Genomic DNA, 23,069 nt, shown 5'->3' on the forward strand with positions numbered 1-23,069 from the left:
AAATAATGGATATGCACCTTGAGACCAAGTCTTCATATGATGTATGAAGATGGAAACCAGGGGGCATTTTTTTATGAAACTGGAACGATTAACGAACAATAAGATTAAGATTTTTTTGACCCTCGATGATTTAATTGATAGAGGCATCACAAAAGAAGACATCTTAGGGAATTCCTTGAAAGTGCACAAATTGTTTCAAGATATGGTGGAAGAAGCTTGTGAAGAGCTCAGTTTTAAAATGAGTGGTTCGATTGCCATTGAAATATTTTCCCTACCTGCTCAAGGGTTGATCATTATAGTAACGAAGGATGAAGAAGAATTATTTACTGAGGAAGAAGAATTTCTGGATTTGCAGGTTAAAGTTGATGAATCTCCCCATATTCTTTATGTTTTCCACGATTTTGAAGATGTAATTCAGTTGTGTCATCGTCTGACCCTCCAAGGGATGCTCAATAGTGCCCTTTATTTTTATGAAGGAAAATACTATTTATTGATTGAGGGTGTTAGGGATGCAACTTATGAAACGGTCATCTCCCTTGCAGCCGAATATGGCCATGCTTCGACGCTGACATTATCCCGCATAAATGAATACGGAACCCGCCTAATTGAAAAGGAAGCCATACATGTTTTAATCACGCATTTCATTTAGTAGAAAAGAGGAGACAGGGCAGACACTTCAAATATAGCCGAAAACGGTTTGCCTGGATAACCTCGTTCCTTTTCGGTTTAACCTCTAAGATTAGGGGAAGTATCAAGTATATAAACGTAAATGTTACCGTTTTCATTTTTTGAATATTTCTAACTTTTAAATTCCCATTTTTACTCTTTGCTTTAATATTGCGAAGGTGTATACTAGCACTGAAGAGCACTTATCACTAATAATAATGGATCTAGATTATATAGGGGGTACTATAATGGAATCGGCAAAAGGGAATAGCCATGTGAATGAGGAAGAAAAACATGACGTGCTAAAGTCTACCCAGACAGTAATACATAAAGCACTGGACAAACTGGGGTATCCTGAAGAAGTATTTGAGCTTTTAAAAGAGCCTTTACGATTATTGACGGTGAAAATGCCAATTCGTATGGATGATGGTTCCGTCAAAATTTTCACAGGATATAGGGCACAGCATAATGATTCTGTTGGTCCTACAAAAGGTGGCATTCGTTTTCATCCGAATGTGACGGAACGTGAAGTAAAAGCACTGTCCATTTGGATGAGCTTGAAATGTGGCATTGTTGATCTTCCTTATGGTGGTGGGAAGGGTGGAATTGTATGTGATCCACGTAATATGTCCTTCCGGGAATTGGAGAGACTTAGCCGGGGTTATGTCCGTGCAATCAGCCAAATCGTAGGACCCACAAAGGATATTCCTGCACCAGATGTATTTACTAATTCACAAATCATGGCGTGGATGATGGACGAATATAGCCGTATAGATGAATACAACTCGCCTGGTTTCATTACTGGTAAACCTCTTGTACTAGGTGGATCTCATGGACGTGAATCTGCAACAGCTAAAGGTGTGACCATCTGCATTAATGAAGCGGCTAAGAAACGCGGCATTGATATTAAAGGGGCACGAGTCGTCATACAAGGATTTGGGAATGCAGGTAGTTTCTTAGCGAAATTCATGCATGATGCCGGTGCTAAAGTGATCGGTATATCCGATGCCTATGGTGCACTTCATGACCCAGATGGTTTGGATATTGATTATTTACTTGACCGTCGAGACAGTTTCGGTACGGTTACAAAACTGTTCAAAACGACAATCACTAATCAAGAACTTCTAGAATTGGATTGCGATATTTTGGTTCCAGCCGCCATTGAAAACCAAATCACGGAAGAGAATGCTTCAAACATTAAAGCTTCCATCGTGGTTGAAGCAGCCAATGGCCCGACTACTATAGAAGCTACGCAAATTCTAACGGATCGTGGAATCTTATTGGTTCCTGATGTCTTGGCTTCGGCTGGGGGCGTTACCGTATCTTACTTCGAATGGGTCCAAAACAATCAGGGATATTATTGGTCTGAAGAAGAAGTTGACGAAAAGCTCGAAAAAATACTAGTGAAATCATTCAATAACATTTATGATCTTTCCCAATCCAGACGTGTTGACATGCGATTGGCAGCATATATGGTCGGTGTTAGGAAAATGGCAGAAGCATCTCGCTTCCGTGGATGGATTTAATAATTTAATGATGTATGATTAACTTGTATTGCTAGAGCGTACGAGCATTATCATTGAAAAGATATGTAAAAAATCCTATCATTTAATGATAGGATTTTTTAATAGGAGAAGAATATAACTTAATATTATTGTTGGAAAGGCAGTGCGTGTAAAATGAATGAAGAAGAAGTAATTATAATCGGTGGGGGCCCATGTGGACTGTCAGCTGCTATTGCTCTAAAAGAAGAGGGAATTCAGGCCCTTGTTATAGAAAAAGGAAACGTAGTCGATTCCATTTATCGATATCCTACCCATCAGACCTTTTTCAGTTCCAGTGAAAAGTTAGAAATAGGGGATACGGCATTCATTACCGAAAATCGGAAACCCGTGCGAAATCAGGCACTGGCCTACTATAGGGAAGTTGTCAGGAGAAAAGAATTACGGGTACATAAGTTCGAGAAGGTTGAAGAAGTGAGAAAACAGGATGACGGACGCTTTTTCGTTAAAACATCTAAAGGTAATTATACGGCGTCACGTGTCATCGTAGCTACAGGTTATTATGATCATCCTAATTATATGTGCATTCCGGGCGAAGAGCTTCCTAAAGTGTTCCATTATTTCAAGGAGGGACATCCTTACTTTAACTGTGACGTTACTGTCATTGGTGGTAAAAACTCAAGTGTGGATGCAGCACTGGAATTGGTCAAGGCCGGGGCAAGGGTTACAGTCCTTTATAGAGGATCCGAATTTTCTACAAGTATTAAACCATGGATTCTTCCTGAGTTCGAGTCATTGGTCCGTAATGGTAAAGTCGTGATGGAATTTAACGCCACTGTAGATAAGATTACTGAAGATAGTGTGGCTTATCATGTTGGTGACGTGCAAAAGGTAATTAAAAACGATTTTGTATTTGCCATGACGGGTTACCACCCCGATCATTCATTTTTAGCAGCAATGGGCATTTCGATCGATCAAGAAACAGGAAGACCTACTTATGATGAGAAGACGATGGAGACAAATGTTGAAGGCCTTTATATCGCGGGTGTCCTGGCAGCAGGAAATAATGCCAATGAAATTTTCATTGAAAATGGCAGGTTCCACGGCGGATTAATTGCTCAACATTTAGCTTCAAAGGATATGTAAATAAGGAGCTGGGTAACAATGCAGAAAATATCATTAATCACGACAGGTGGAACGATTGCAAGTAAAGAAACCACGGGCGGCATGTTATCATCAGGCGCTTTGAGTGGAAAAGAGTTGGCATCCCTTTGCGAGCTACCAAAGGAAATTGAAGTTAAACTGGTTGATCTTTTTCAAATACCGAGCATGTCCATGGATTTAGATAGAATGGATGAACTTAAACAAGCAATTCAAGAAGAATTGAAAGATCCGGATGTGGCTGGAATAGTTGTGACCCATGGTACGGATACATTAGAGGAAACGGCTTTCTTCTTGGATCTCACAATTAATGACAATCGCCCGATTGTGGTGACGGGTTCGCAACGGTCTCCGCAAGAAGTTGGAACAGATGTGTATTCCAATTTAAGAAACTCTATCTTAACTGCTGCGAGCCCTCTTCTTGAAAATGTAGGGGTAGTCGTAGTTTTTAACGAAAGGATATATTCGGCAAAGTATGTTAAGAAAGTACATGCTTCCAATTTACAAGGATTCGAATCCTATGGGTATGGGTACTTGGGGATTATTGATAACGAAGTCGTTAGCATCTATCAAAAACCATTATACAGGGAGAGCTTTGAGATTCAACGTAATTTACCGAGAGTTGATATCATCAAATGCCACACCGGCGTCGATGGTATTTATATTAAGGCTTCTGTCGAACATGATGCCAAAGGAATCGTACTCGAGGGGGTTGGTAGAGGTCAAGTAACCCCGCACATGGTGCCTGCCATCCAAGATGCAATCGATAAAGGGGTTACCATCGTCATGACTACAGCTGCCGAGGAGGGGAAGGTATACCCCGCATATGACTATGTAGGTAGTGCTGCAGACTTAAAGCATAGAGGAGTGATTCTAGGCGCGGATTATGACAGTAAAAAAGCGCGTATTAAATTAGCAATCCTTCTGGCGAGTGAAGCAGCTATAGACGGAAAGCACTTTAAATATTGACCAAGTAAAAAAACAGGAAGACTAATTACAGGATTTTATTTTTCTCCATTCCATGGTACGATTAAGGAAAAGAAAAGAGGTCGGCCATGCTGGTCATTTTGTCAGCGGCTATTGCGCCAGGGTTGGCGTTACTCAGCTACTTTTATTTGAAAGATCAATATGATACCGAACCCATTTCGGTGGTCATCAAAACTTTTCTATTCGGTGTATTCCTTGTTCTACCAATTATGTTTATACAATATGTGCTCGAAACGGAACACATTTTAGATACTAATCTCGCCAATGCATTTTTATGGGCAGCCTTGCTTGAAGAATTTTTTAAGTGGTTCATACTTATCTACGTCATTTATCAGCATATTGCCTTCGATGAACCATATGATGGGATCGTTTATGGGGCAGGGGTTTCCCTTGGCTTCGCAACAATGGAAAACATTTTGTACCTGCTAGCGAATGGTGTGGAACATGCTTTCAGTAGAGCGATCCTGCCGGTATCGAGCCATGCCTTGTTCGGCGTAATCATGGGGTATTATTTGGGTAAAGCAAAATTTTCCGCTGATAATAATAGGTTGTACGTATTCCTGGCATTGATTATCCCGATTTTGTTACATGGCATCTATGATTATATTTTAATTTCCCAGAAGTTCTGGATACATTTAATCATGCCCTTTATGGTTTACCTATGGTGGCTGGGAATGAAAAAAGTGAAAAAAGCCCGCTTATTGTCAAAGTTTCATGCAGAAAAGATTTCTCAAAATCATTATCTAAGTAAATAATATTATTTCTTATTTCGGAGTGTTGGCATAATTTGCCCACTCCGTTTTTTATTGCCTTGGAATAAAAGCGCGGGTTAAGAAGAAAATAGAATAACGTTAATTCAAGTAAAGAGGAGTGTTTTTGATGAAAGGAATTTCGTCAACGTGGAAATGGCTCTTGCTACTTTCATGCATAACGATTTGTTTCGGAATTTTCCCGGAAACAAGAACAAATGCCTTTTCGAGTCAAGTTATTCAAAGGGGCGCTGTTGGCGATGATGTAATTGAATTACAGGCACGCTTACAAAACATTGGTTATTATCAAGGGAAAATCGATGGGGCATATGGCTGGGGAACTTATTGGGCACTACGTAATTTCCAAGAAGACTTCGGCCTGCCAATCGACGGTCTTGCAGGGTCAACGACAAAAAAGAAACTTTCAGATGCATCTAATTTCAATAAGGAATTTGTCCATGACCAGATCAATAAAGGAAATGAGTTTACCTATTACGGGGGAGTCGACATTGATAAGCAAGTAAAAGTTAAAGATAAAGAGAATGCCTCAACAAGTAAGGCGAATGACTCTACATCGGATAATAAGTCTACAGGTACCGCTACATCTGCGAACCTTCCAGGAGGATATTCACAGAATGATATCCAACTGATGGCAAATGCCGTATATGGGGAATCCAGAGGCGAACCATATACAGGGCAGGTTGCAGTGGCAGCAGTGATCCTCAATAGGGTGGAGAGCGCTTCGTTCCCAAATACCGTTTCAGGCGTGATTTTTGAGCCTCGTGCGTTCACGGCAGTTGCGGATGGGCAAATTTGGTTGACTCCGAACGAAAGGGCGAAAGAAGCGGTCTTGGATGCGATTAACGGTTGGGACCCAAGCGGTAATGCGGAATATTATTTCAATCCTGAAACAGCAACAAGCAAGTGGATTTGGTCCAGACCACAAATTAAAAAAATCGGAAAGCATATTTTCTGTAAGTAAAGAGGTGATGAATTATGGTTAGGAATATAGTAATTGTCCTGCTTGTTTTAGTCGTTGGAGGAACTGCCTTTTGGGGATACCAAGAACATAAAGAAAAAAATGCTGTATTAATTAATGCCGAAAACACGTATCAGCGGGCCTTTCATGATTTAAGCTATCAGGTGGACCTATTACATGACAAAATTGGGAGTACGCTCGCCATGAATTCACAACATTCTTTAAGTCCAGCCCTTACCGACGTTTGGCGAATCACTTCTGAGGCACAGAGTGATGTTGGGCAGCTGCCACTGACCTTACTTCCTTTTAATAAGACAGAAGAATTTTTATCGAAAATCGCAGACTTCAGTTACCGAACTGCGGTTCGTGATTTGGAAAAGCAGCCGCTGAGCGATAAAGAATACGCGAATTTAAATTCTTTGTATACTCAAGCTGGAGATATTCAAGGTGAGTTAAGAAAAGTGCAATATCTTGTACTTAAAAATAATTTAAGATGGATGGATGTCGAGTTAGCACTAGCGACGGGAAAAGAGAATAATGATAATACAATCATTGATGGGTTTAAAACGGTAGAGAAAAAAGTCGCAGGATATGGTGAAACGAATGAAATGAATCCAACATATATCTCTGCAGAGCAGAAGGACAAAAATTATCAAAATTTAAACGGGAAAGCATTGACGAAAAAAGAGGCTGTCACGGCCGCGCGAGCGTATTCAAATAATCAAAGTGAAAATGTAAAAGTAAATGTTGAAGAAAACGGAAAAGGCTCTGATTATGGATTTTATAGCATAAGTATCCTGGATAAGGAAAAGGATACCGAGGTGAATATGGATATGACCAAAAAGGGTGGTTATCCCATCTGGTATATCAATAATCGGGAGGTGCAAAAAACGAATATTGATTTAAATCAAGCTTACGGTAAAGCATCCGCTTTTCTTAAGAAACATGACTTTAGATCGCTTGAGTTGTTTGAAAGTGTGCAATATGGTCACATAGGTCTGTTTAATTTTGTCTCTACTGTCAATGGAATAAGGGTTTACCCAGACTCGGTCAAGGTAAAAGTGGCTTTGGACGATGGATCCATCATCGGATTTTCTGCAGAAGAATATTTAAAAGCAAATAAGATTAGGGATATTGGTGATGCCACAATTACAGAAAAAGAAGCGAAAGAAAAAATTAATCCGAACGTCAAAATCATGGAGCAGGGAAAGGCTTTAATTATAAATGACATAGGTGAAGAGGTACTTTGTTACGAGTTTCTTGGAACGATTAAGGAAGATACCTACCGAATTTTCATTAATGCTGACAACGGCAGGGAAGAAAAGGTAGAAAAATTGAAAAATGCAGAACCTGTTTATGAAAAGTTAATCTAACATCCACACTAATATCTAAAATAAATATAGGGAAAAGTGCCTAGGTACTTTTCCTTTTTCCATTTCCATGACATAATACAAATAAACTTTTTATGGATTATGTGGAATAAATTAAGGGTTTAATTTCATTAATTCCTTCAGTGGTGATCCTTTTTAAGAATAACGAAGGACGTGTAGACACAATGTTTAAAATAGGCGATATGCTGACGCTAGAGCAAAAATACTCTTCCCAAAAGGAAAAGTTTAAATGTATGGTCGTAGAAATGGAATCTGGTTGCGTTTACGTAGACTACCCCATAAATATCGAGACGGGAAAAGTTGTATTTCTAGTGGATGGAACTCAACTGAACATTTCCTTTACGGATGAGGAACAAGCCGTTTATATTTTTGATTCCGAGGTATTGGGCAAAGTGAAAGGGCAAATCCCGATGATTCAACTAATGGTACCCGAAGTAGAGACGTTTGTGAAAATTCAGAGGAGACAGTATGTCCGTCTTGATGTAACGGTGGATATCGCATTGCATCCCATACAGTATGAGTTTTCCCCATTCCGAGCCCTGACCGAGGACATCAGTGCGGGTGGGGCTTCAATCAGGCTTTTAAAAGGGGTGGATATCGGATCTGTCTCAGAACTATATCTATGGATGGCCCTTACATTAAAGTCAGGGGAAATTCAATACTTGCGGTTGAAAAGTAAAGTGATAAGGGTGACGGAGAAGGACCATGGCAATAGGTTACTTCATATTCAATTTATAGACCCTCCAAGAAATGAGGTTCAAACATTGATGAGGTTCATTTTTGAAAAGCAAGTGGACTTGAAGAAAAAAGGTCTGTATATGTAATTGAGGTGAATGAGAAGTCGGATTTCTTTCCATACTGATTGTATTACCTAGTTTGGAAGGGACAGTTCATGAAAACAATTGAAAGGCTTTTAATTAAAGTGATAATCATCCAACTAATCTGTTTGCTTTTTTTTCAACTTCTTCTAAGTAAGGAAGATCGCATCTTTGAGCTGACAAAGCTTTCAAAGTATGAAGGGGTCAATACAAATAACTATACTAAAATTATTGAAACCTTTAATGGGACATCAAAATAAAAGCGCGGGATTCCCGCCTTTTTCTAGATGAACACGCCTTTAGCAAGGAATCTCGGATAAATACCGATAAGGTGTTTTAAACAGACGTGATTTTCAATTGACACGCCCTTTTATTAATCTTTTTCTCGCTAATTGTGATAAAATGAAGGGGTAGTAAACTATCATCATGATCGTAGGATTCTTGGGAGGATTTATGACAAAAAAATTATCAGTTGCAATCGATGGACCAGCTGCTGCTGGAAAAAGTACGGTTGCAAAAATTGTTGCAGAAAAGTTCAATTACATATATGTAGATACAGGTGCGATGTACCGGTCATTAACTTATAAAGCGTTGAATCACGGGGTTGCCCTGAATGATGAGAACGCTTTATTCAATATGTTGATTGATACCGATATATCTTTAAGACCGAGTGAAGCGGGACAATTGGTGTTTGTGGATAATGAGGATGTTACCGCTCAAATTAGAAACAATGAAGTGACTGGGTCTGTCTCAGAAGTGGCAAAGCACAGAAGCATTCGGGAAGAAATGGTTAGAAGGCAGCAAATGTTTGGTGAAAATGGCGGAGTGGTCATGGACGGCAGAGATATAGGTACCCATGTACTGCCGAATGCCGAGGTTAAGGTATTCCTAATTGCCTCTGTGGATGAAAGGGCTCAGCGAAGACATCAGGAAAATCTACTAAAAGGATTCCCTTCTGATATTGAGATCTTAAAAGAAGAAATTGCAACTAGGGACAAGCTCGACTCCGAGAGAGAAGTTTCCCCTTTGAAAAAGGCAGAGGATGCTGTCGAGATTGACACGACTTCGCTTTCCATCCAAGAAGTGGCAGAAAGTATCATGTCATTGATAGAAGAAAGGAAAAGATGACCTTGGATTTTTATACTTTTGGTAAAAACGTCGTAAAAGGCGTTTTAATGCCTGCTTATAGGGTTAAAACGTTAGGGAAGGAAAATATACCTAAAGAGGGAGGGGTGCTGATTTGTGCCAATCACATTGATAATTTGGACCCGCCCGTCGTCGGAATGACGTCTCCAAGGGATATTCACTTCATGGCGAAGGAAGAGTTGTTTCATGCACCTATATTAAAGGGTATATTACCTAGGGTAAACGCTTTTCCCGTTAAGCGGGGAAATAGCGATCGGGAATCACTTAGAAAAGGGCTGAAGCTTTTAAAAGAAGGCAAAGTACTTGGGCTATTTCCCGAAGGTACCAGAAGCAAAACGGGTGAATTGCAAGAAGGATTGGCAGGAGCCGGTTTTTTCGCATTGCGATCCGAAGCTGTGATAATTCCTTGTGCGATAATTGGACCATATAAATTATTGCGCCCTCTAAAGGTCGTTTACGGCCCACCAATTGACTTTACAGAATATCGGGAGAAAAGGATTTCAGCTGATGAAGCGACCAAGATCGTTATGGCGCATATCGGAAAATTGATTTCTGAACATAAATAATCCTTTCCGCTTGACAATTCACTGATTTTGTTAGAATTTATAAATTAGGGGTAATATTCCTTTATAGGAATAAAAAAGGTAATTTGACCTTTTTGCCCTAAAAAGAGGCTGGTTTATCTTTATAAAAAGTGTATTTATCCAATCACTTTAAATAAAATATATGGCCGATGAATTTGCTGATCAGTCATGGGTTAAGGAGGAGTTAGTAATGACAGAAGATATGAATCAAGTAGAAGTGAACAATTACAATGTTGGGGATCAAGTTAAAGCAACCGTTTCAAAGGTAGAAGAAAAACAGGTCATTGTCGATGTGGAAAACAGCAAGTCCGGTGGGATCATTCCTATCAGTGAGTTGTCAAGCCTGCATGTCGAAAAAGCATCTGATGCCGTTTCAGAAGGAGACATCTTAGAGCTTGAAGTTATCAAAGTGGAAGAAGAAGCTCTTATTCTATCAAAACGTAAAATTGATGCTCTTAAAGCGTGGGATGACCTAGAAGAAAAATTTGAAAATGGAGTCGTATTTGAAGCAGAAATCAAAGATGTTGTCAAAGGCGGACTTGTTGTAGATCTAGGCGTACGTGGTTTTGTTCCAGCTTCTTTAGTAGAAGACTACTTTGTTGAGGACTTTTCTGATTACAAAAACCGAACTTTAACATTCAAGATTGTCGAACTAGAGAAGGATAAGAACCGTTTGATTCTTTCCCATCGGGCAGTTGTACAGGAGCAAAAGGAAAAGCAGAAAGCTAGTGTTCTTGATGGAATTGAAAGTGGCCAAGTGATTGAGGGAACTGTACAAAGAATAACCGATTTCGGAGCTTTTGTTGATATTGGTGGCGTAGACGGACTTGTTCATATTTCTCAACTGTCTCACCAACATGTCGATAAAGCGTCAGATGTCGTGACTGAAGGCGATAAAGTACAGGTGAAGGTTCTTTCGATTGACCGTGATAACGAGAGAATTTCTTTATCCATAAAGGACACCCTTCCTGGTCCATGGGTGGATATCGCTGATAAAGCAGCAAAAGGATCGATACAAGAAGGTGTAGTTAAACGTCTTGTTTCCTTCGGTGCCTTTGTTGAAATCTTTCCCGGAGTGGAAGGATTGGTCCATATTTCACAGATATCTCACAAACATATAGCAACACCGCAGGAAGTCCTGCAAGAGGGTCAGTCGGTCAAAGTGAAGATTTTGGACGTCAATGAAGCGGATCAACGGTTATCATTAAGCATCAAAGAACTGGAAGATCCACAATCTAATTACTCGTCGGATTATGAAATTCCAGCTGAAACAAAAGGGTTCCAGCTTGGTGAAATGATTGGCGATCAATTAAAAAAACTAAAATAAGATAATAATTGGAGAGAGCCTTGGAGAGAGCACAACGAAAATTAGACCATATAAACATTGCATTGAAAACAGGCCAGCAACGTAAATCCGGGTTTGAAGATGTTTCGTTTGTTCACCAAAGCTTACCTGGGATTTCATTGGATAATGTGGATATTACGGTGGAAATTGGCGGACTTACATTAAGTTCGCCAATTTTCATAAATGCCATGACCGGCGGCGGTGGACTGGAAACTGAAAAAATCAATAGGGAACTGGCCATTGCTGCCAGGGAAACTGGAATGGCAATGGCAGTCGGTTCACAAATGGGAGCCATTAAAGATCCAAGTCAGGAAGCTTCATATAAAGTGGTAAGACAAGAGAATCCTAATGGAATCCTCATTGGAAATCTTGGTGGTGAAGCCACTGTTGAACAAGCAAAGCGAGCGAGCGATATGATTGAGGCTGATGCATTCCAGATTCATATCAATGCCATTCAAGAGTTGACCATGCCTGAAGGAGATAGGGATTTTGCAGGTATACTGTCTAGGATAGAAGAAATCAATAAAAATTTAGGAGTTCCACTCATAATAAAAGAAGTAGGGTTTGGCATGAGTAAGGAAACCGTAGAGCAATTGCATTCTGTTGGAGTTTCCATAATAGATGTGGGCGGTTTCGGTGGAACGAATTTTGCTAGGATTGAAAATGAAAGACGCTCCAAAATACTCGGATATTTTAATGAATGGGGTATTCCCACTGCTGCTTCCATAGTAGAAGCGGTAAATGTTTCACCCGCATTGTCAGTCGTGGGTTCAGGCGGTATTCAGAATCCTTTAGAGATTGCCAAAAGCTTAGCTTTAGGAGCAAGAGGAATAGGGATAGCTGGCCATTTCTTGAAGGTGCACAAAGAAAGCGGTTTAGAGCAGCTGATTAGGGAAATAAATTACATACATGACGATTTTAAGATTATTATGACGGCACTTGGTGCTATTAATATTTCCGAGCTTAGAAAGGCAAAGGTCGTGATCTCCGGTGATACCTATCACTGGTTGACTCAAAGAGGGATAGACTGCACTTCCTATGCAAAATGACAATAAAAGAAGCACCATCTATTGTTATCATGACAATAGAGGTGCTCTTTTTTTAGTGGTCAATGGTTTCTATTTCTTGCATCTTCAGGACTTTCCAGCTTGGTTGCCCCTTTTTTATCGAGGGACTGGTCCCGATCCGATTCCAAACGTTTGCTTTCCCTTAATTTCTTTTCTTGGCGGTCTTTGCCCACGAGATTACACCTCCTTTATTGTCAGGCATGCATTTAGTAACTTATCAAAAAAATCGCCATGTTTATTCTTACCATAAATAACCCATAATGTTTCTTAAAAAGGGGAGAAGCTATTATGGATGGAATATTTTTTTATTGGGTTTCATGGATAGTGTGGGTATGTGTCATGTTTTTTATTCCCAAAACCGTTGCCTATCGATTCGATTTCCTTTTCCATCTGTTAGCTATCATGGTCCTTGTGGGATATACCCTTGAGGTATCCTCCTTTACTATGCATATTAGTGGGCTATATCTTTTTCTTATTCTGTGTGTATACATAAGAAAGCGATCTCCCTTGAAAACAATAGAGCTTGTTATAGGAAGTTTGATTGTCACTCTGGCCTATGCAAGTTTTCAGTTGTTCTCTTTACTAGATCCCATTTGGCTATTTATCAAGGCGCCCTATCTTCTTTGCATTTTCCTGAATTATTTGATTCTCATACTGTTTAAAGACTGGAAATCGCGCATGTCGGTACTGTTGTTAGGAATGACGCTGGGCGATCTTGTGTATTCAGGCCTCCTTCATTTCCATTCGATGACTTACGTGGCGCTATCTTATGCATGGCATGATAATGTAGTCATGGTATTGACGACCAATGCTCTTTGGCGATTGCTCGAGGTCTTATGTGGATATATTTTTGCATCATCACAAGCAAGGGTATTGTCGGAGGAAAGGAAGGAGAACTTTACCCAATAGATAGGATGAAAATTTGTTTAATATAATACTTTTCATAAGGAGTTTTTGCGGGGAATATTGTAGGAGAATGGGCTTTTATGCATACAATCATTGTTGATTAGTGAGAAATTTGGTACTATAGGATAGTTAGAGGTCTGTAGATAAATCGTAAAGTGCTCTAATTATATTAAATGGAAGCTGTTGCCGAAGGTGTTTTTTGGCTGTCTTCATTTTTTCTTGGCTGTTTTTAATCATGTTTAGCAAGCAGCGGATTTGCCATATGTTCTCTTAGGAACAAGGGGATAGGCGGACTCATGCCTGTATATACTTGATACGTTTAACTTGCCAACAGTATAGGTATTTTCTTGTACTGATGGAAGTTTCCTTTATATGATGATCCATACAGCCTTTTCCTTAAAAAGGAATTAATGAAAATCACAGTGCAGATGAAATATTAAAAGAATGCATTCATGAATTTCGTGACTTTGACAGAGATATAGTAGCAGAAAGGGTGAATAGCAATGCCAAAACCGGTAATTGCGATAGTTGGTCGGCCAAACGTTGGTAAATCAACAATCTTTAATAGAATAGTGGGAGAACGTGTTTCAATCGTTGAGGACGTTCCAGGAGTAACAAGAGACAGGATTTATAGTTCAGGTGAATGGTTAACTCATGACTTTAATATCATTGATACAGGTGGAATCGACATCGGTGATGAGCCATTCCTGGAACAAATTCGTTCGCAGGCTGAAATCGCCATTGATGAAGCAGATGTTATCATCTTCATGACGAATGGACGTGAAGGTGTAACTCCAGCAGATGAAGAGGTTGCTAAAATCCTCTATAGATCGAAAAAGCCAGTCGTTCTTGCTGTCAATAAAGTGGACAACCCAGAAATGAGAGATCAAATTTATGATTTCTATGCTCTAGGTTTTGGCGATCCATTCCCAATTTCAGGTTCACATGGACTGGGGCTTGGTGATCTGTTGGATGAAGCCGCTAAACATTTCCCTAAATACGGTGGCCAGGATTATGCTGACGACGTAATCAAATTCAGTCTGATCGGACGCCCAAATGTCGGTAAATCATCCCTAGTGAATGCTTTATTGGGGGAAGAACGTGTTATCGTAAGTGATATCGAAGGTACGACACGTGATGCAATTGATTCACCGTACAAATTCAATGGCAAAGAGTATGTCATCATTGATACGGCAGGTATGAGGAAAAAAGGGAAAGTGTATGAAAGCACAGAGAAATATAGTGTTCTTCGTGCTTTAAGAGCAATTGAACGCTCTGATGTTGTTCTTGTCGTTCTGAATGCGGAGGAAGGCATCCGCGAACAGGACAAGAAAATTGCTGGATATGCTGATGAAGCGGGTAGAGCGGTTATCATCGTGGTCAATAAATGGGATGCCATCGAGAAAGACGAAAAGACGATGAAGGAATTTGAAGAAAAAATCCGGGATAATTTCCAATTCCTTGATTACGCTCCGATTATTTATCTATCTGCCCTAACTAAGAAACGCACGCATACATTGTTGCCGGTCATTGATCGAGCTAGCGAAAACCATGCTATACGCGTTCAAACAAATATCCTGAATGAAGTGGTTATGGATGCAGTGGCCATGAATCCAACACCTACACATAATGGTAACCGTTTGAAAATTTACTATGCGACACAAGTGGCAATCAAGCCGCCTACTTTCGTTGTATTCGTTAATGATCCAGAGTTAATGCATTTCTCATATGAGAGATTTTTAGAAAATCGTATTCGGGATGCCTTTGGATTCGAAGGAACGCCGATACGGATTTTTGGACGCCAAAGAAAATAGAAAGGCGGTATGTACAATGGTGAATGAAAAAGAAAGCATCGCTGTTATTGGTGCCGGTAGCTGGGGAACCGCTCTAGCCATGGTGTTAGCCGATAACCAGCATGAAGTGAGATTATGGGGACATAACCCGAAGCAGATTGATGAAATAAATGTAGAACATACCAATAATAAATATTTGCCAGGCATTGAGCTGCCATTGGGGATTAAGGGCTATTCCTCCATGGAGAAGGCTTTAAGTGGCATTGAAATCGTTATTTTGGCTGTTCCGACTAAAGCCTATCGTGAAGTGCTTGGGCAAATTGAAGCGGTTCACGATATTCCGTTAACGATTGTACATGTGAGTAAAGGTATCGAGCCAGATTCTCTACTTCGTATTTCCGAGATGATTGAAGAAGTCTCTTCGCCGGAATGGCTTAAAGATATAGTGGTCCTTTCTGGGCCAAGCCATGCTGAAGAGGTAAGTAAGCGCCATCCAACAACGGTTGCCGTATCATCTAAAAATATGAAAGCCGCAGAAAAGGTTCAAGACCTTTTTATCAATCATTCTTTCCGTGTCTATACGAACCCGGATTTGGTTGGTGTTGAAATCGGAGGAGCCTTGAAGAACATCATAGCTTTGGCTGCCGGAATAACGGATGGTTTGGGTTATGGGGATAATGCAAAGGCTGCCTTGATTACGCGTGGACTGGCGGAAATTTCTCGACTAGGAGTTGCAATGGGTGCCAATCCCCTTACATTTTCAGGTTTAGCTGGCATCGGCGATTTGATTGTGACATGTACAAGCGTGCACTCTCGGAACTGGAGAGCCGGAAATTTGCTTGGTAAAGGGCAAAACCTAGAAGAAGTATTAGAAAATATGGGTATGGTCGTTGAAGGTGTCAGAACGACTAAAGCAGCCTATCAGCTAGCTCATAAGTATGATGTGAACATGCCAATCACTGAAGCCCTATATCGTGTGTTATTTAATGGGGAAGAAGTGAAGAAGGCTGTTGATCTCTTGATGAACCGTTCAAAAACCAATGAAATGGAAGAACTTTTTAACATATTGGATAATAGACAGGAAAAATAATTCCATGGACTGTAAATCTGTTAAAAGAATTTCATTAAAATGGGCATTTGAGGATGCGAGTTACAAGGTATCAGCATACAATGCAACGAAAGTAAACTAGTAATTTGACCTCGGCACGGGGGATTTAGTCAAATGGCAGAAGATATCTTATTATCTTCTGCTTTTTTTTATGGAGAAATATCCTTCATATGTTCAAGTTTTTCCCCTGTCAGCAGTAAATGTTAACCAAGGGAACTCATCATCACTCGAATCGTGACTCCACAAGAGGGTTTTGGACGTGTGGAAGTGTGGGCTATGAAACAATTCAAAACCATGTGTTGGCCTCTTTTCGGCTAAGTGAATGACTATAGCATCCTTCATGAAAAAAGTTGTTGCTGGGCTGTTATTTTGTCAAACTGGTTATTCTTTTCTTAACTTTTTAAACATTATTTTTAAACGAAAAAGCTAATTGAGCAATAATTTAAACAGTTTGGACAACGATTTAATACCTTTAACGTAATTTGGTATGTTATAATAATTTCTGGAAAAAGGAGTGAAGATGATATGACACCAGCTCTGCAAAAAATGTGGATATCCTTTATAGCGATGGGCTTTATGGTTATCTCTATCCTACTTATTTATGGAAGTCGTTATAAACTAAAAGGAATCTGGAAAGGCTTAACAGCAATTATTGCATACATACTTATGCTTCTAGCCGGCTTGATCATCCTTATCGTTGTTCTGAGCGGCCCAACCACTTAATAGGTGAGGAGATATGATGAGAAATTCTTTCAAAATATTATGTTTATTATGCATCTCTGGATTATTGACAGGCTGTTTGTATCCTCAGAAGCAAAAAGTTCAAAATCAATTACCATATAAAGAACAAATTCAATCTGTTCAAAGCGCTGTTGATCAATTTAAGGAAGACGAAGGCGGGATTCTTCCCATTGTGACGAAAGAAGCGGACACTCCGATTTATCAAAAGTATGTAATCAAGTTCACGAAAATCTCACCAAGGTATATGGCGGAACCGCCTGATAATGCTTATGAATCGGGAGGGGTTTTTCAATATGTCTTAGTGAACGTAGAGAACGATCCGACGGTGAAACTTTTGGATGTCCGGATGGCCCAGAAAATTCAAGATATTTCTTTACGGTTGCAGGCATATCAGCAAAGTAACGGGTATCCCCCTTATAAAGAGAGGATATCGGAAAATGTCTTTACGCTTGATTATAAAAAGATGGGTCTAAAGGAAGCACCAACTGTTACGAGCCCCTACTCACAAAAGGACCTTTATTTAGTGGTGGATGGGGATGGAAATCTTTATGTTGATTACACACCGGATTTATATGATGTACTGCAGCAGCATGATGGAAAAATCAAGACGGGAGAAGATATTCGGGAACTTCTTGTGGATAGTTCGGAATTCGTTCCAGCTTATTCACTGCCATATACCATCGATGAAAAAAGTAAAAGCCCAATATTTCTCACAAAATAGTCATAACCCTTCTTCTACAAAATATATTGTAGGGGAAGGGTTATTTCTTTATCTTCATTTTATCTTACTTTTAAAATAAAAACCCTTATATAAAATCTGTTGGTGGAGGAGTATGGGTACGGGAATAATCGGAATAAATTTTTCGGACAACATCATAGACATATAGTGTCCTAAACATGAGTAAATGGATAATCGTGATCCCAAAACGCTAATTCGGGAGGGGATACCTTGGAAAAGGTAGATATTTTTAAAGATATTGCTGAAAGAACCGGTGGAGACATATATTTAGGTGTAGTTGGAGCTGTCAGGACAGGGAAATCCACATTTATAAAAAAATTCATGGAGCTTGTTGTCATTCCGAATATACCGTCAGAAGCAGACCGAGCAAGAGCTCAAGATGAACTGCCGCAAAGTGCAGCGGGAAGAACAATCATGACGACTGAACCTAAGTTCGTGCCTAACCAGGCAGCCTCCATTCAGGTAGCGGAAGGTCTAGAAGTGAATATTCGATTAGTCGATTGTGTAGGGTATACAATACCTGGGGCCAAAGGGTATGAAGATGAAAATGGGCCCCGTATGATTCATACTCCATGGTACGAAGAACCGATCCCTTTCAATGAAGCAGCAGAAATTGGTACACGGAAGGTAATCCAGGATCACTCAACTTTAGGGATTGTGGTTACAACAGACGGGACAATTGGTGAAATTCCCCGCAGTGATTATTTAGAGGCCGAGGAAAGGGTCATCGAAGAATTGAAAGAGGTTGGAAAGCCGTTTATTATAGTCATTAATTCCGTGCAACCCCATCATCCAAATACGGTGGCACTGAGGGATTCTTTACAGGAAAAGTACGATATCCCTGTATTGGCGATGAGTGTGGAAGGGATGCGCGAATCGGATGTATACAGTGTGCTTCGTGAAGCTCTCTATGAGTTTCCGGTTCTTGAAGTCAACGTCAACCTTCCGAGTTGGGTAATGGTCCTCCGAGAAGACCATTGGTTAAGGGAAAGCTATCAGGAAGCGGTCAAAGAGACTGTAAAAGACATCAAACGTCTAAGGGATGTTGACCGGGTAGTCGGGCATTTTAATGAGTTTGAATTTATTGACCATGCTGCACTCGCGGGGATAGAAATGGGGCAGGGTGTGGCTGAAATCGACTTATATGCCCCAGATGAACTCTACGACGATATCCTGAAGGAAATTGTCGGTGTCGAGATACGTGGCAAGGATCACCTCCTATCCCTTATGCAGGACTTTGCATATGCCAAGGCCGAATATGATCAAGTAGCAGATGCTTTAAGGATGGTTAAGCAAACCGGATATGGTGTAGCGGCTCCATCTTTGAACGATATGAGCTTGGATGAGCCGGAAATCATTCGTCAGGGAGCCAGGTTCGGGGTCAGGTTAAAGGCGGTTGCCCCATCTATTCATATGATAAAGGTAGATGTCGAATCAGAGTTTTCACCGATCATTGGTACGGAGAAGCAGAGTGAAGAATTAGTCAGGTATTTAATGCAGGATTTCGAAGATAATCCACTCTCCATTTGGAATTCCGATATCTTTGGCCGAAGCCTAAGCTCATATGTTAGAGAAGGAATTCAGGTGAAACTAGCCATGATGCCAGATAATGCTCGGTATAAGTTGAAGGAGACGCTTGAAAGAATCATCAATGAAGGTAGTGGTGGTTTAATAGCGATCATTTTATAAGGAACCATATTAAATGGGACCAATTCCGTTCGTGGGATTGGTCTTTTTATTGTTAGGATTACATCAGTCCTTATAAGGGTAAAAAGAATCTGACCGATACGATTTTTTAGTAAGTTTTTAATGGAATCTCTAAAAACCCTAGTGTTATGGGATTTTCAGTGGGATTAGGAGTTTACTTTCTATAAAAAAGGGAAATGATGATTAGCGGGAGACAAAATTTATAAATTATACAATTTTTTATGAAAAGATTCCCATTATTTTTTGAATTCCCTTGCTAAGCGAATAGGATTTGTGATAATCTACATACAGAAAACGCGTTATAACAGCGGTTTCAACCTATTTTTAACTTAGCTGATGTGTCCTTTTGGAAAATTATTCAAGATAGGTTACACATGGTTAGCAGTAGGAAAAGTTCCCATTGAATTAAATATCAAATCACTATTATCGTGTTGTAATAATGATTTTTTATAAAGATCCTTTTGGGAGGAGGTGAATGGCATGAACAAAACAGAATTAATTAATGAAGTTGTTACAGCAACTGAAATTTCTAAGAAAGACGCTACAAAAGCTGTTGATGCTGTTTTTGATACAATCTTAGAAGCTCTAAAATCTGGAGATAAAGTACAATTGATCGGTTTTGGTAACTTTGAAGTTCGTGAACGTGCGGCTCGTAAAGGTCGTAACCCACAAACTGGTGACGAAATCGAAATTGCAGCTAGCAAAGTGCCAGCTTTCAAACCTGGTAAAGCACTGAAAGATGCAGTGAAGTAATTTTACCATTACATACGGGTGCTTAACCGACAAAAAGGGCCGCGTGCATACGCGGTCTTTTTTTGCTTCTTAATTTCTATCTATGCTATTATAAAAGGCAGTGAATACTGAAGAAAAGATAATATAATAATAAGTATCAATGAATGCAATGAATGGTACATGAATTATTTATTGATCTTTATACTGGTTAAAAGTCCTTTTGATGAAAGAACATTAAATGCCAGGCGTTTTGTCTTGTGTTTTTTTCTAATACATATTAGTTCAATTTAAATAGGGGGTAAGGGAATGGCAAATGTCGACCATGCAAAAATAGAAGAAGCGGTGAAGATGCTTCTTGAGGCAGTTGGGGAAGATCCTGGGAGAGAAGGGTTACTAGATACTCCAGCGCGCGTGGCTAGAATGTATGAAGAAATATTTTCAGGGCTGAATCAGGATCCAAAAGAATATTTCGATACGGTTTTTGGTGAAGATCATGAAGAGCTTGTTCTTGTGAAGGATATTCCTTTTTACTCGGTTTGTGAGCATCATTTAGTGCCTTTTTACGGGAAAGCCCATGTCGCTTACATCCCTAAAAACGGAAAAGTGACAGGCTTGAGTAAGTTAGCCAGAGCTGTCGAGGCGGTTTCAAAACGACCACAATTGCAAGAACGCATAACATCGACCGTCGCAAATGCGATTATGGAGAAGCTGGAGCCACATGGTGTGATGGTTGTAGTAGAGGCTGAACATATGTGTATGACCATGCGGGGCGTGAAAAAACCAGGGTCTAAAACAGTGACCTCAGCGGTGAGAGGGTCTTTTGCAAAGGACCATCGTACTCGGGCCGAAGTATTGGCATTCATTAAAGACTAAGGATATAGGGGGAGAATAGAAATGGACGAAAAATTCTCAAGTGATTTTGTAGTCATTAAAGCCATTGAAGATAGCGTAAACGTGATTGGGTTGACAAGAGGGACCGATACCAAGTTTCATCATTCTGAGAAGCTTGACTCAGGGGAAGTGATGATAGCTCAATTCACGGAGCATACATCGGCCATAAAAATAAGAGGACATGCAAAGATTTACACTCCCTACGGTGAAATGGAAAGTGAGTCAAAAAAGAATCCAACCGTGAAGTAAATGATTCTCACCTAAAAGGTTATTCCTCACCTATTTCACACATTTATTTAAGAAAACTTCTGCATCCAGTTGGTTAGAAAGAATAAAAGATATTCCTTCCCATTCAGGGATGTATCATTTTATAAACGTTGTTCATTTCAACTGATTGTTTTTATGGTATAATAATGTGTATTTTACACAGATAAGAAACGAATATGTATGAAAAAATTATCTTTCGGGGATGCAAAGGTGATCTCAATTGTTAAACATAACGAATGACTTAAGACAATTAAAACAAACGATAGAAACAAAGGCTCAACATCCTTATTTACTTAAATATATCCAAAAGCCATTAGTTGATGAAAATAAATTAATATTACTTTGGGGCTTGTTTAATGATCTGGACGTTTTAAACGAAGAGCGGAATCAATACATTGAATCGACCATGCTCGTTCAAATTGCTCTTGATACCCATGAAATCGTCTCTAATTCATTCGATGGGCCGGAAACGCCTCAGGTTTTGAAAAATCGGCAATTACAAGTCCTTGCAGGTGATTACTACAGCGGCCTGTATTATCAGGGGCTAGCGAGTATCGGAAACATTGAGATGATCCGCGTACTTTCAAGTGCGATAAAGAAAATCAACGATAATAAAATTATTCTTTATCAAAAATGCATAAGCGATCTTCCTACACTTCTAAATACTCTAAAGGCAATCGAATCCTCGCTTGTTTATAAAATGGCCGAATATTATAAACGACCTGATTGGATGGAGATTTCGGAAGACCTGCTTCTTTTAAATCGACTGCAGACTGAAAAGACAAACTATTTGCTTACTGGCCAATCGATTGTCTTTGATAACATGAGAAATATCATCGATGAAGGAAAGCGTAATAACGTCCATTCATCAGAAAAAGAAGAACGAGTAAAGATTGAAATAGATAGATGTCTAAGAGATGTAAGTAAAGCTGTAGAACTTTCCTCTCGGAATGTAACAAAAAAAAATGAAGAAATCTTACAAAGAGTGAGCGAGATACTTAAGCAAACAAAGAATCAAGCGAATTCATGTGTGAAAGAAGGTTGAGCCATGGAACAGTCTAAAGAGCAAAAAGTTCATCATGTTTTTGAAAAGATATACGGAAATTATGACAAGATGAATTCCCTCATCAGCTTTAAGCAGCATCTAAAATGGCGAAAGGCGACCATGGATATCATGAAAGTCCCAAAAGGCGCCCATGCACTCGATGTATGCTGTGGAACGGCGGATTGGACCATTGCGCTCGCTAATGAAGTCGGACCGGAAGGAAAAGTAATAGGGTTGGATTTCAGTAAGAACATGCTGAAAATTGGCGAACAAAAAGTCAAAGATCTTAAATTGGATCATGTTTCTCTTATGCATGGTAATGCAATGGAACTCCCTTTTGATGATAATAGCTTTGATTACGTAACGATTGGCTTTGGCCTTCGGAATGTGCCAGATTACATGCAAGTCCTTAAAGAATTAAACCGAGTGGTAAAGCCTGGGGGAATGGTCGTTTGTCTCGATACTTCGCAGCCAACGATGCTAGGTTTTAAACAGGGCTATTATTTTTATTTTCGTTTTATCATGCCGGTTTTCGGCAAGTTGTTCGCTAAAAGCTATAATGAATATTCTTGGCTTCAGGAATCTGCACGCGATTTCCCGGGTATGAAAAAACTTGAAAGTATGTTTAAGCAGGCAGGCATGGAAAAAGTGAGTTATAAAGCGCATTTTGGTGGCGTTGCTGCAACACATTTCGGATATAAGCCTTTAAATAAAGCATAAAAGCAATGGACAAAGCTGGGTGGAA

General features: G+C 39.7%; 25 protein-coding genes. 24 read left to right on the forward strand and 1 reads right to left on the reverse strand.

Going from position 1 to position 23,069, the window contains the following annotated elements:
• Window positions 1-73: 73 nt before the first annotated feature.
• The 13 genes from ACIQXR_RS01750 (at window position 74) to fni (ending at window position 12,377) form a co-directional block, all read left to right on the forward strand.
• Window positions 74-649, forward strand: a complete 576-nt coding sequence (locus ACIQXR_RS01750) for a genetic competence negative regulator (protein ID WP_402869218.1) — start codon at window positions 74-76, stop codon at window positions 647-649.
• 265 nt (window positions 650-914) lie between these two features.
• On the forward strand, window positions 915-2,192 hold the full coding sequence (locus ACIQXR_RS01755) for a Glu/Leu/Phe/Val family dehydrogenase (protein WP_402869216.1): 1,278 nt from the start codon (window positions 915-917) through the stop codon (window positions 2,190-2,192).
• Window positions 2,193-2,345: 153 nt separating this feature from the next.
• Entirely contained in the window at window positions 2,346-3,314 is a 969-nt protein-coding gene (locus ACIQXR_RS01760; protein WP_402869214.1) for a YpdA family putative bacillithiol disulfide reductase, read from the forward strand.
• 18 nt (window positions 3,315-3,332) lie between these two features.
• Entirely contained in the window at window positions 3,333-4,298 is a 966-nt protein-coding gene (locus tag ACIQXR_RS01765) for an asparaginase (protein ID WP_403079376.1), read from the forward strand.
• An 86-nt stretch (window positions 4,299-4,384) separates the two neighbouring features.
• On the forward strand, window positions 4,385-5,071 hold the full coding sequence (gene prsW, locus ACIQXR_RS01770) for a glutamic-type intramembrane protease PrsW (RefSeq protein ID WP_402986105.1): 687 nt from the start codon (window positions 4,385-4,387) through the stop codon (window positions 5,069-5,071).
• A gap of 121 nt (window positions 5,072-5,192) precedes the next feature.
• Window positions 5,193-6,047, forward strand: coding sequence for a spore cortex-lytic enzyme (gene sleB, locus ACIQXR_RS01775; protein WP_402869207.1), 855 nt, complete (start codon window positions 5,193-5,195; stop codon window positions 6,045-6,047).
• 14 nt (window positions 6,048-6,061) lie between these two features.
• Window positions 6,062-7,417, forward strand: a complete 1,356-nt coding sequence (gene ypeB, locus ACIQXR_RS01780; RefSeq protein WP_402986101.1) for a germination protein YpeB — start codon at window positions 6,062-6,064, stop codon at window positions 7,415-7,417.
• A 182-nt stretch (window positions 7,418-7,599) separates the two neighbouring features.
• Complete coding sequence (locus tag ACIQXR_RS01785) at window positions 7,600-8,259, forward strand: flagellar brake protein (protein ID WP_402869203.1); 660 nt, start codon at window positions 7,600-7,602, stop codon at window positions 8,257-8,259.
• Window positions 8,260-8,327: 68 nt separating this feature from the next.
• The gene (locus ACIQXR_RS01790) at window positions 8,328-8,513 is read left to right on the forward strand and encodes a YpfB family protein (RefSeq protein WP_402869200.1); all 186 of its coding nucleotides are present in this window, start codon (window positions 8,328-8,330) and stop codon (window positions 8,511-8,513) included.
• 193 nt (window positions 8,514-8,706) lie between these two features.
• The gene (gene cmk, locus ACIQXR_RS01795; RefSeq protein WP_402869198.1) at window positions 8,707-9,381 is read left to right on the forward strand and encodes a (d)CMP kinase; all 675 of its coding nucleotides are present in this window, start codon (window positions 8,707-8,709) and stop codon (window positions 9,379-9,381) included.
• Window positions 9,382-9,383: 2 nt separating this feature from the next.
• Window positions 9,384-9,965 carry a lysophospholipid acyltransferase family protein gene (locus tag ACIQXR_RS01800; RefSeq protein WP_402869196.1) on the forward strand — a complete coding sequence of 194 codons (582 nt, stop codon included), beginning with the start codon at window positions 9,384-9,386 and terminating at the stop codon, window positions 9,963-9,965.
• A 208-nt stretch (window positions 9,966-10,173) separates the two neighbouring features.
• Window positions 10,174-11,310, forward strand: a complete 1,137-nt coding sequence (rpsA, locus tag ACIQXR_RS01805) for a 30S ribosomal protein S1 (protein WP_402869194.1) — start codon at window positions 10,174-10,176, stop codon at window positions 11,308-11,310.
• A 20-nt stretch (window positions 11,311-11,330) separates the two neighbouring features.
• Window positions 11,331-12,377: a type 2 isopentenyl-diphosphate Delta-isomerase gene (gene fni / locus ACIQXR_RS01810; protein ID WP_402869192.1), complete on the forward strand. Its 1,047-nt coding sequence runs from the start codon at window positions 11,331-11,333 to the stop codon at window positions 12,375-12,377.
• A gap of 59 nt (window positions 12,378-12,436) precedes the next feature.
• Here the strand turns inward: fni and ACIQXR_RS01815 are convergent, their stop codons facing one another.
• Window positions 12,437-12,568, reverse strand: a complete 132-nt coding sequence (locus ACIQXR_RS01815) for a YpzI family protein (RefSeq protein ID WP_402869190.1) — start codon at window positions 12,566-12,568, stop codon at window positions 12,437-12,439.
• Between the two features lie 115 nt (window positions 12,569-12,683).
• Between ACIQXR_RS01815 and ACIQXR_RS20535 the strand changes: the two genes are divergently transcribed.
• From ACIQXR_RS20535 to ACIQXR_RS01870, 11 genes are all read left to right on the forward strand, one after another.
• Window positions 12,684-13,304 carry a YphA family membrane protein gene (locus ACIQXR_RS20535; protein WP_483878321.1) on the forward strand — a complete coding sequence of 207 codons (621 nt, stop codon included), beginning with the start codon at window positions 12,684-12,686 and terminating at the stop codon, window positions 13,302-13,304.
• 500 nt (window positions 13,305-13,804) lie between these two features.
• Window positions 13,805-15,115, forward strand: coding sequence for a ribosome biogenesis GTPase Der (gene der, locus ACIQXR_RS01825; protein WP_402869186.1), 1,311 nt, complete (start codon window positions 13,805-13,807; stop codon window positions 15,113-15,115).
• A gap of 16 nt (window positions 15,116-15,131) precedes the next feature.
• Window positions 15,132-16,184, forward strand: coding sequence for an NAD(P)H-dependent glycerol-3-phosphate dehydrogenase (locus ACIQXR_RS01830; RefSeq protein ID WP_402869184.1), 1,053 nt, complete (start codon window positions 15,132-15,134; stop codon window positions 16,182-16,184).
• 543 nt (window positions 16,185-16,727) lie between these two features.
• On the forward strand, window positions 16,728-16,925 hold the full coding sequence (locus ACIQXR_RS01835; RefSeq protein ID WP_402869182.1) for a DUF2768 domain-containing protein: 198 nt from the start codon (window positions 16,728-16,730) through the stop codon (window positions 16,923-16,925).
• Window positions 16,926-16,941: 16 nt separating this feature from the next.
• Complete coding sequence (locus tag ACIQXR_RS01840) at window positions 16,942-17,664, forward strand: hypothetical protein (protein WP_402869181.1); 723 nt, start codon at window positions 16,942-16,944, stop codon at window positions 17,662-17,664.
• 228 nt (window positions 17,665-17,892) lie between these two features.
• Window positions 17,893-19,371, forward strand: a complete 1,479-nt coding sequence (gene spoIVA / locus ACIQXR_RS01845; RefSeq protein ID WP_402869179.1) for a stage IV sporulation protein A — start codon at window positions 17,893-17,895, stop codon at window positions 19,369-19,371.
• 498 nt (window positions 19,372-19,869) lie between these two features.
• Window positions 19,870-20,142, forward strand: coding sequence for an HU family DNA-binding protein (locus ACIQXR_RS01850; RefSeq protein ID WP_318683240.1), 273 nt, complete (start codon window positions 19,870-19,872; stop codon window positions 20,140-20,142).
• A gap of 285 nt (window positions 20,143-20,427) precedes the next feature.
• Window positions 20,428-20,994 carry a GTP cyclohydrolase I FolE gene (gene folE, locus ACIQXR_RS01855; RefSeq protein ID WP_402869176.1) on the forward strand — a complete coding sequence of 189 codons (567 nt, stop codon included), beginning with the start codon at window positions 20,428-20,430 and terminating at the stop codon, window positions 20,992-20,994.
• A 21-nt stretch (window positions 20,995-21,015) separates the two neighbouring features.
• Window positions 21,016-21,261 carry a trp RNA-binding attenuation protein MtrB gene (gene mtrB, locus ACIQXR_RS01860; protein ID WP_402869175.1) on the forward strand — a complete coding sequence of 82 codons (246 nt, stop codon included), beginning with the start codon at window positions 21,016-21,018 and terminating at the stop codon, window positions 21,259-21,261.
• Between the two features lie 238 nt (window positions 21,262-21,499).
• The gene (locus ACIQXR_RS01865) at window positions 21,500-22,324 is read left to right on the forward strand and encodes a heptaprenyl diphosphate synthase component 1 (protein WP_402869173.1); all 825 of its coding nucleotides are present in this window, start codon (window positions 21,500-21,502) and stop codon (window positions 22,322-22,324) included.
• A gap of 3 nt (window positions 22,325-22,327) precedes the next feature.
• Window positions 22,328-23,044 (forward strand): demethylmenaquinone methyltransferase, encoded by a 717-nt coding sequence (locus tag ACIQXR_RS01870; protein WP_402869172.1) that lies wholly within the window; start codon window positions 22,328-22,330, stop codon window positions 23,042-23,044.
• Window positions 23,045-23,069 lie beyond the last annotated feature (25 nt).

This window comes from Peribacillus sp. NPDC097224, from assembly GCF_044761985.1.
Classification (GTDB): domain Bacteria; phylum Bacillota; class Bacilli; order Bacillales; family DSM-1321; genus Peribacillus.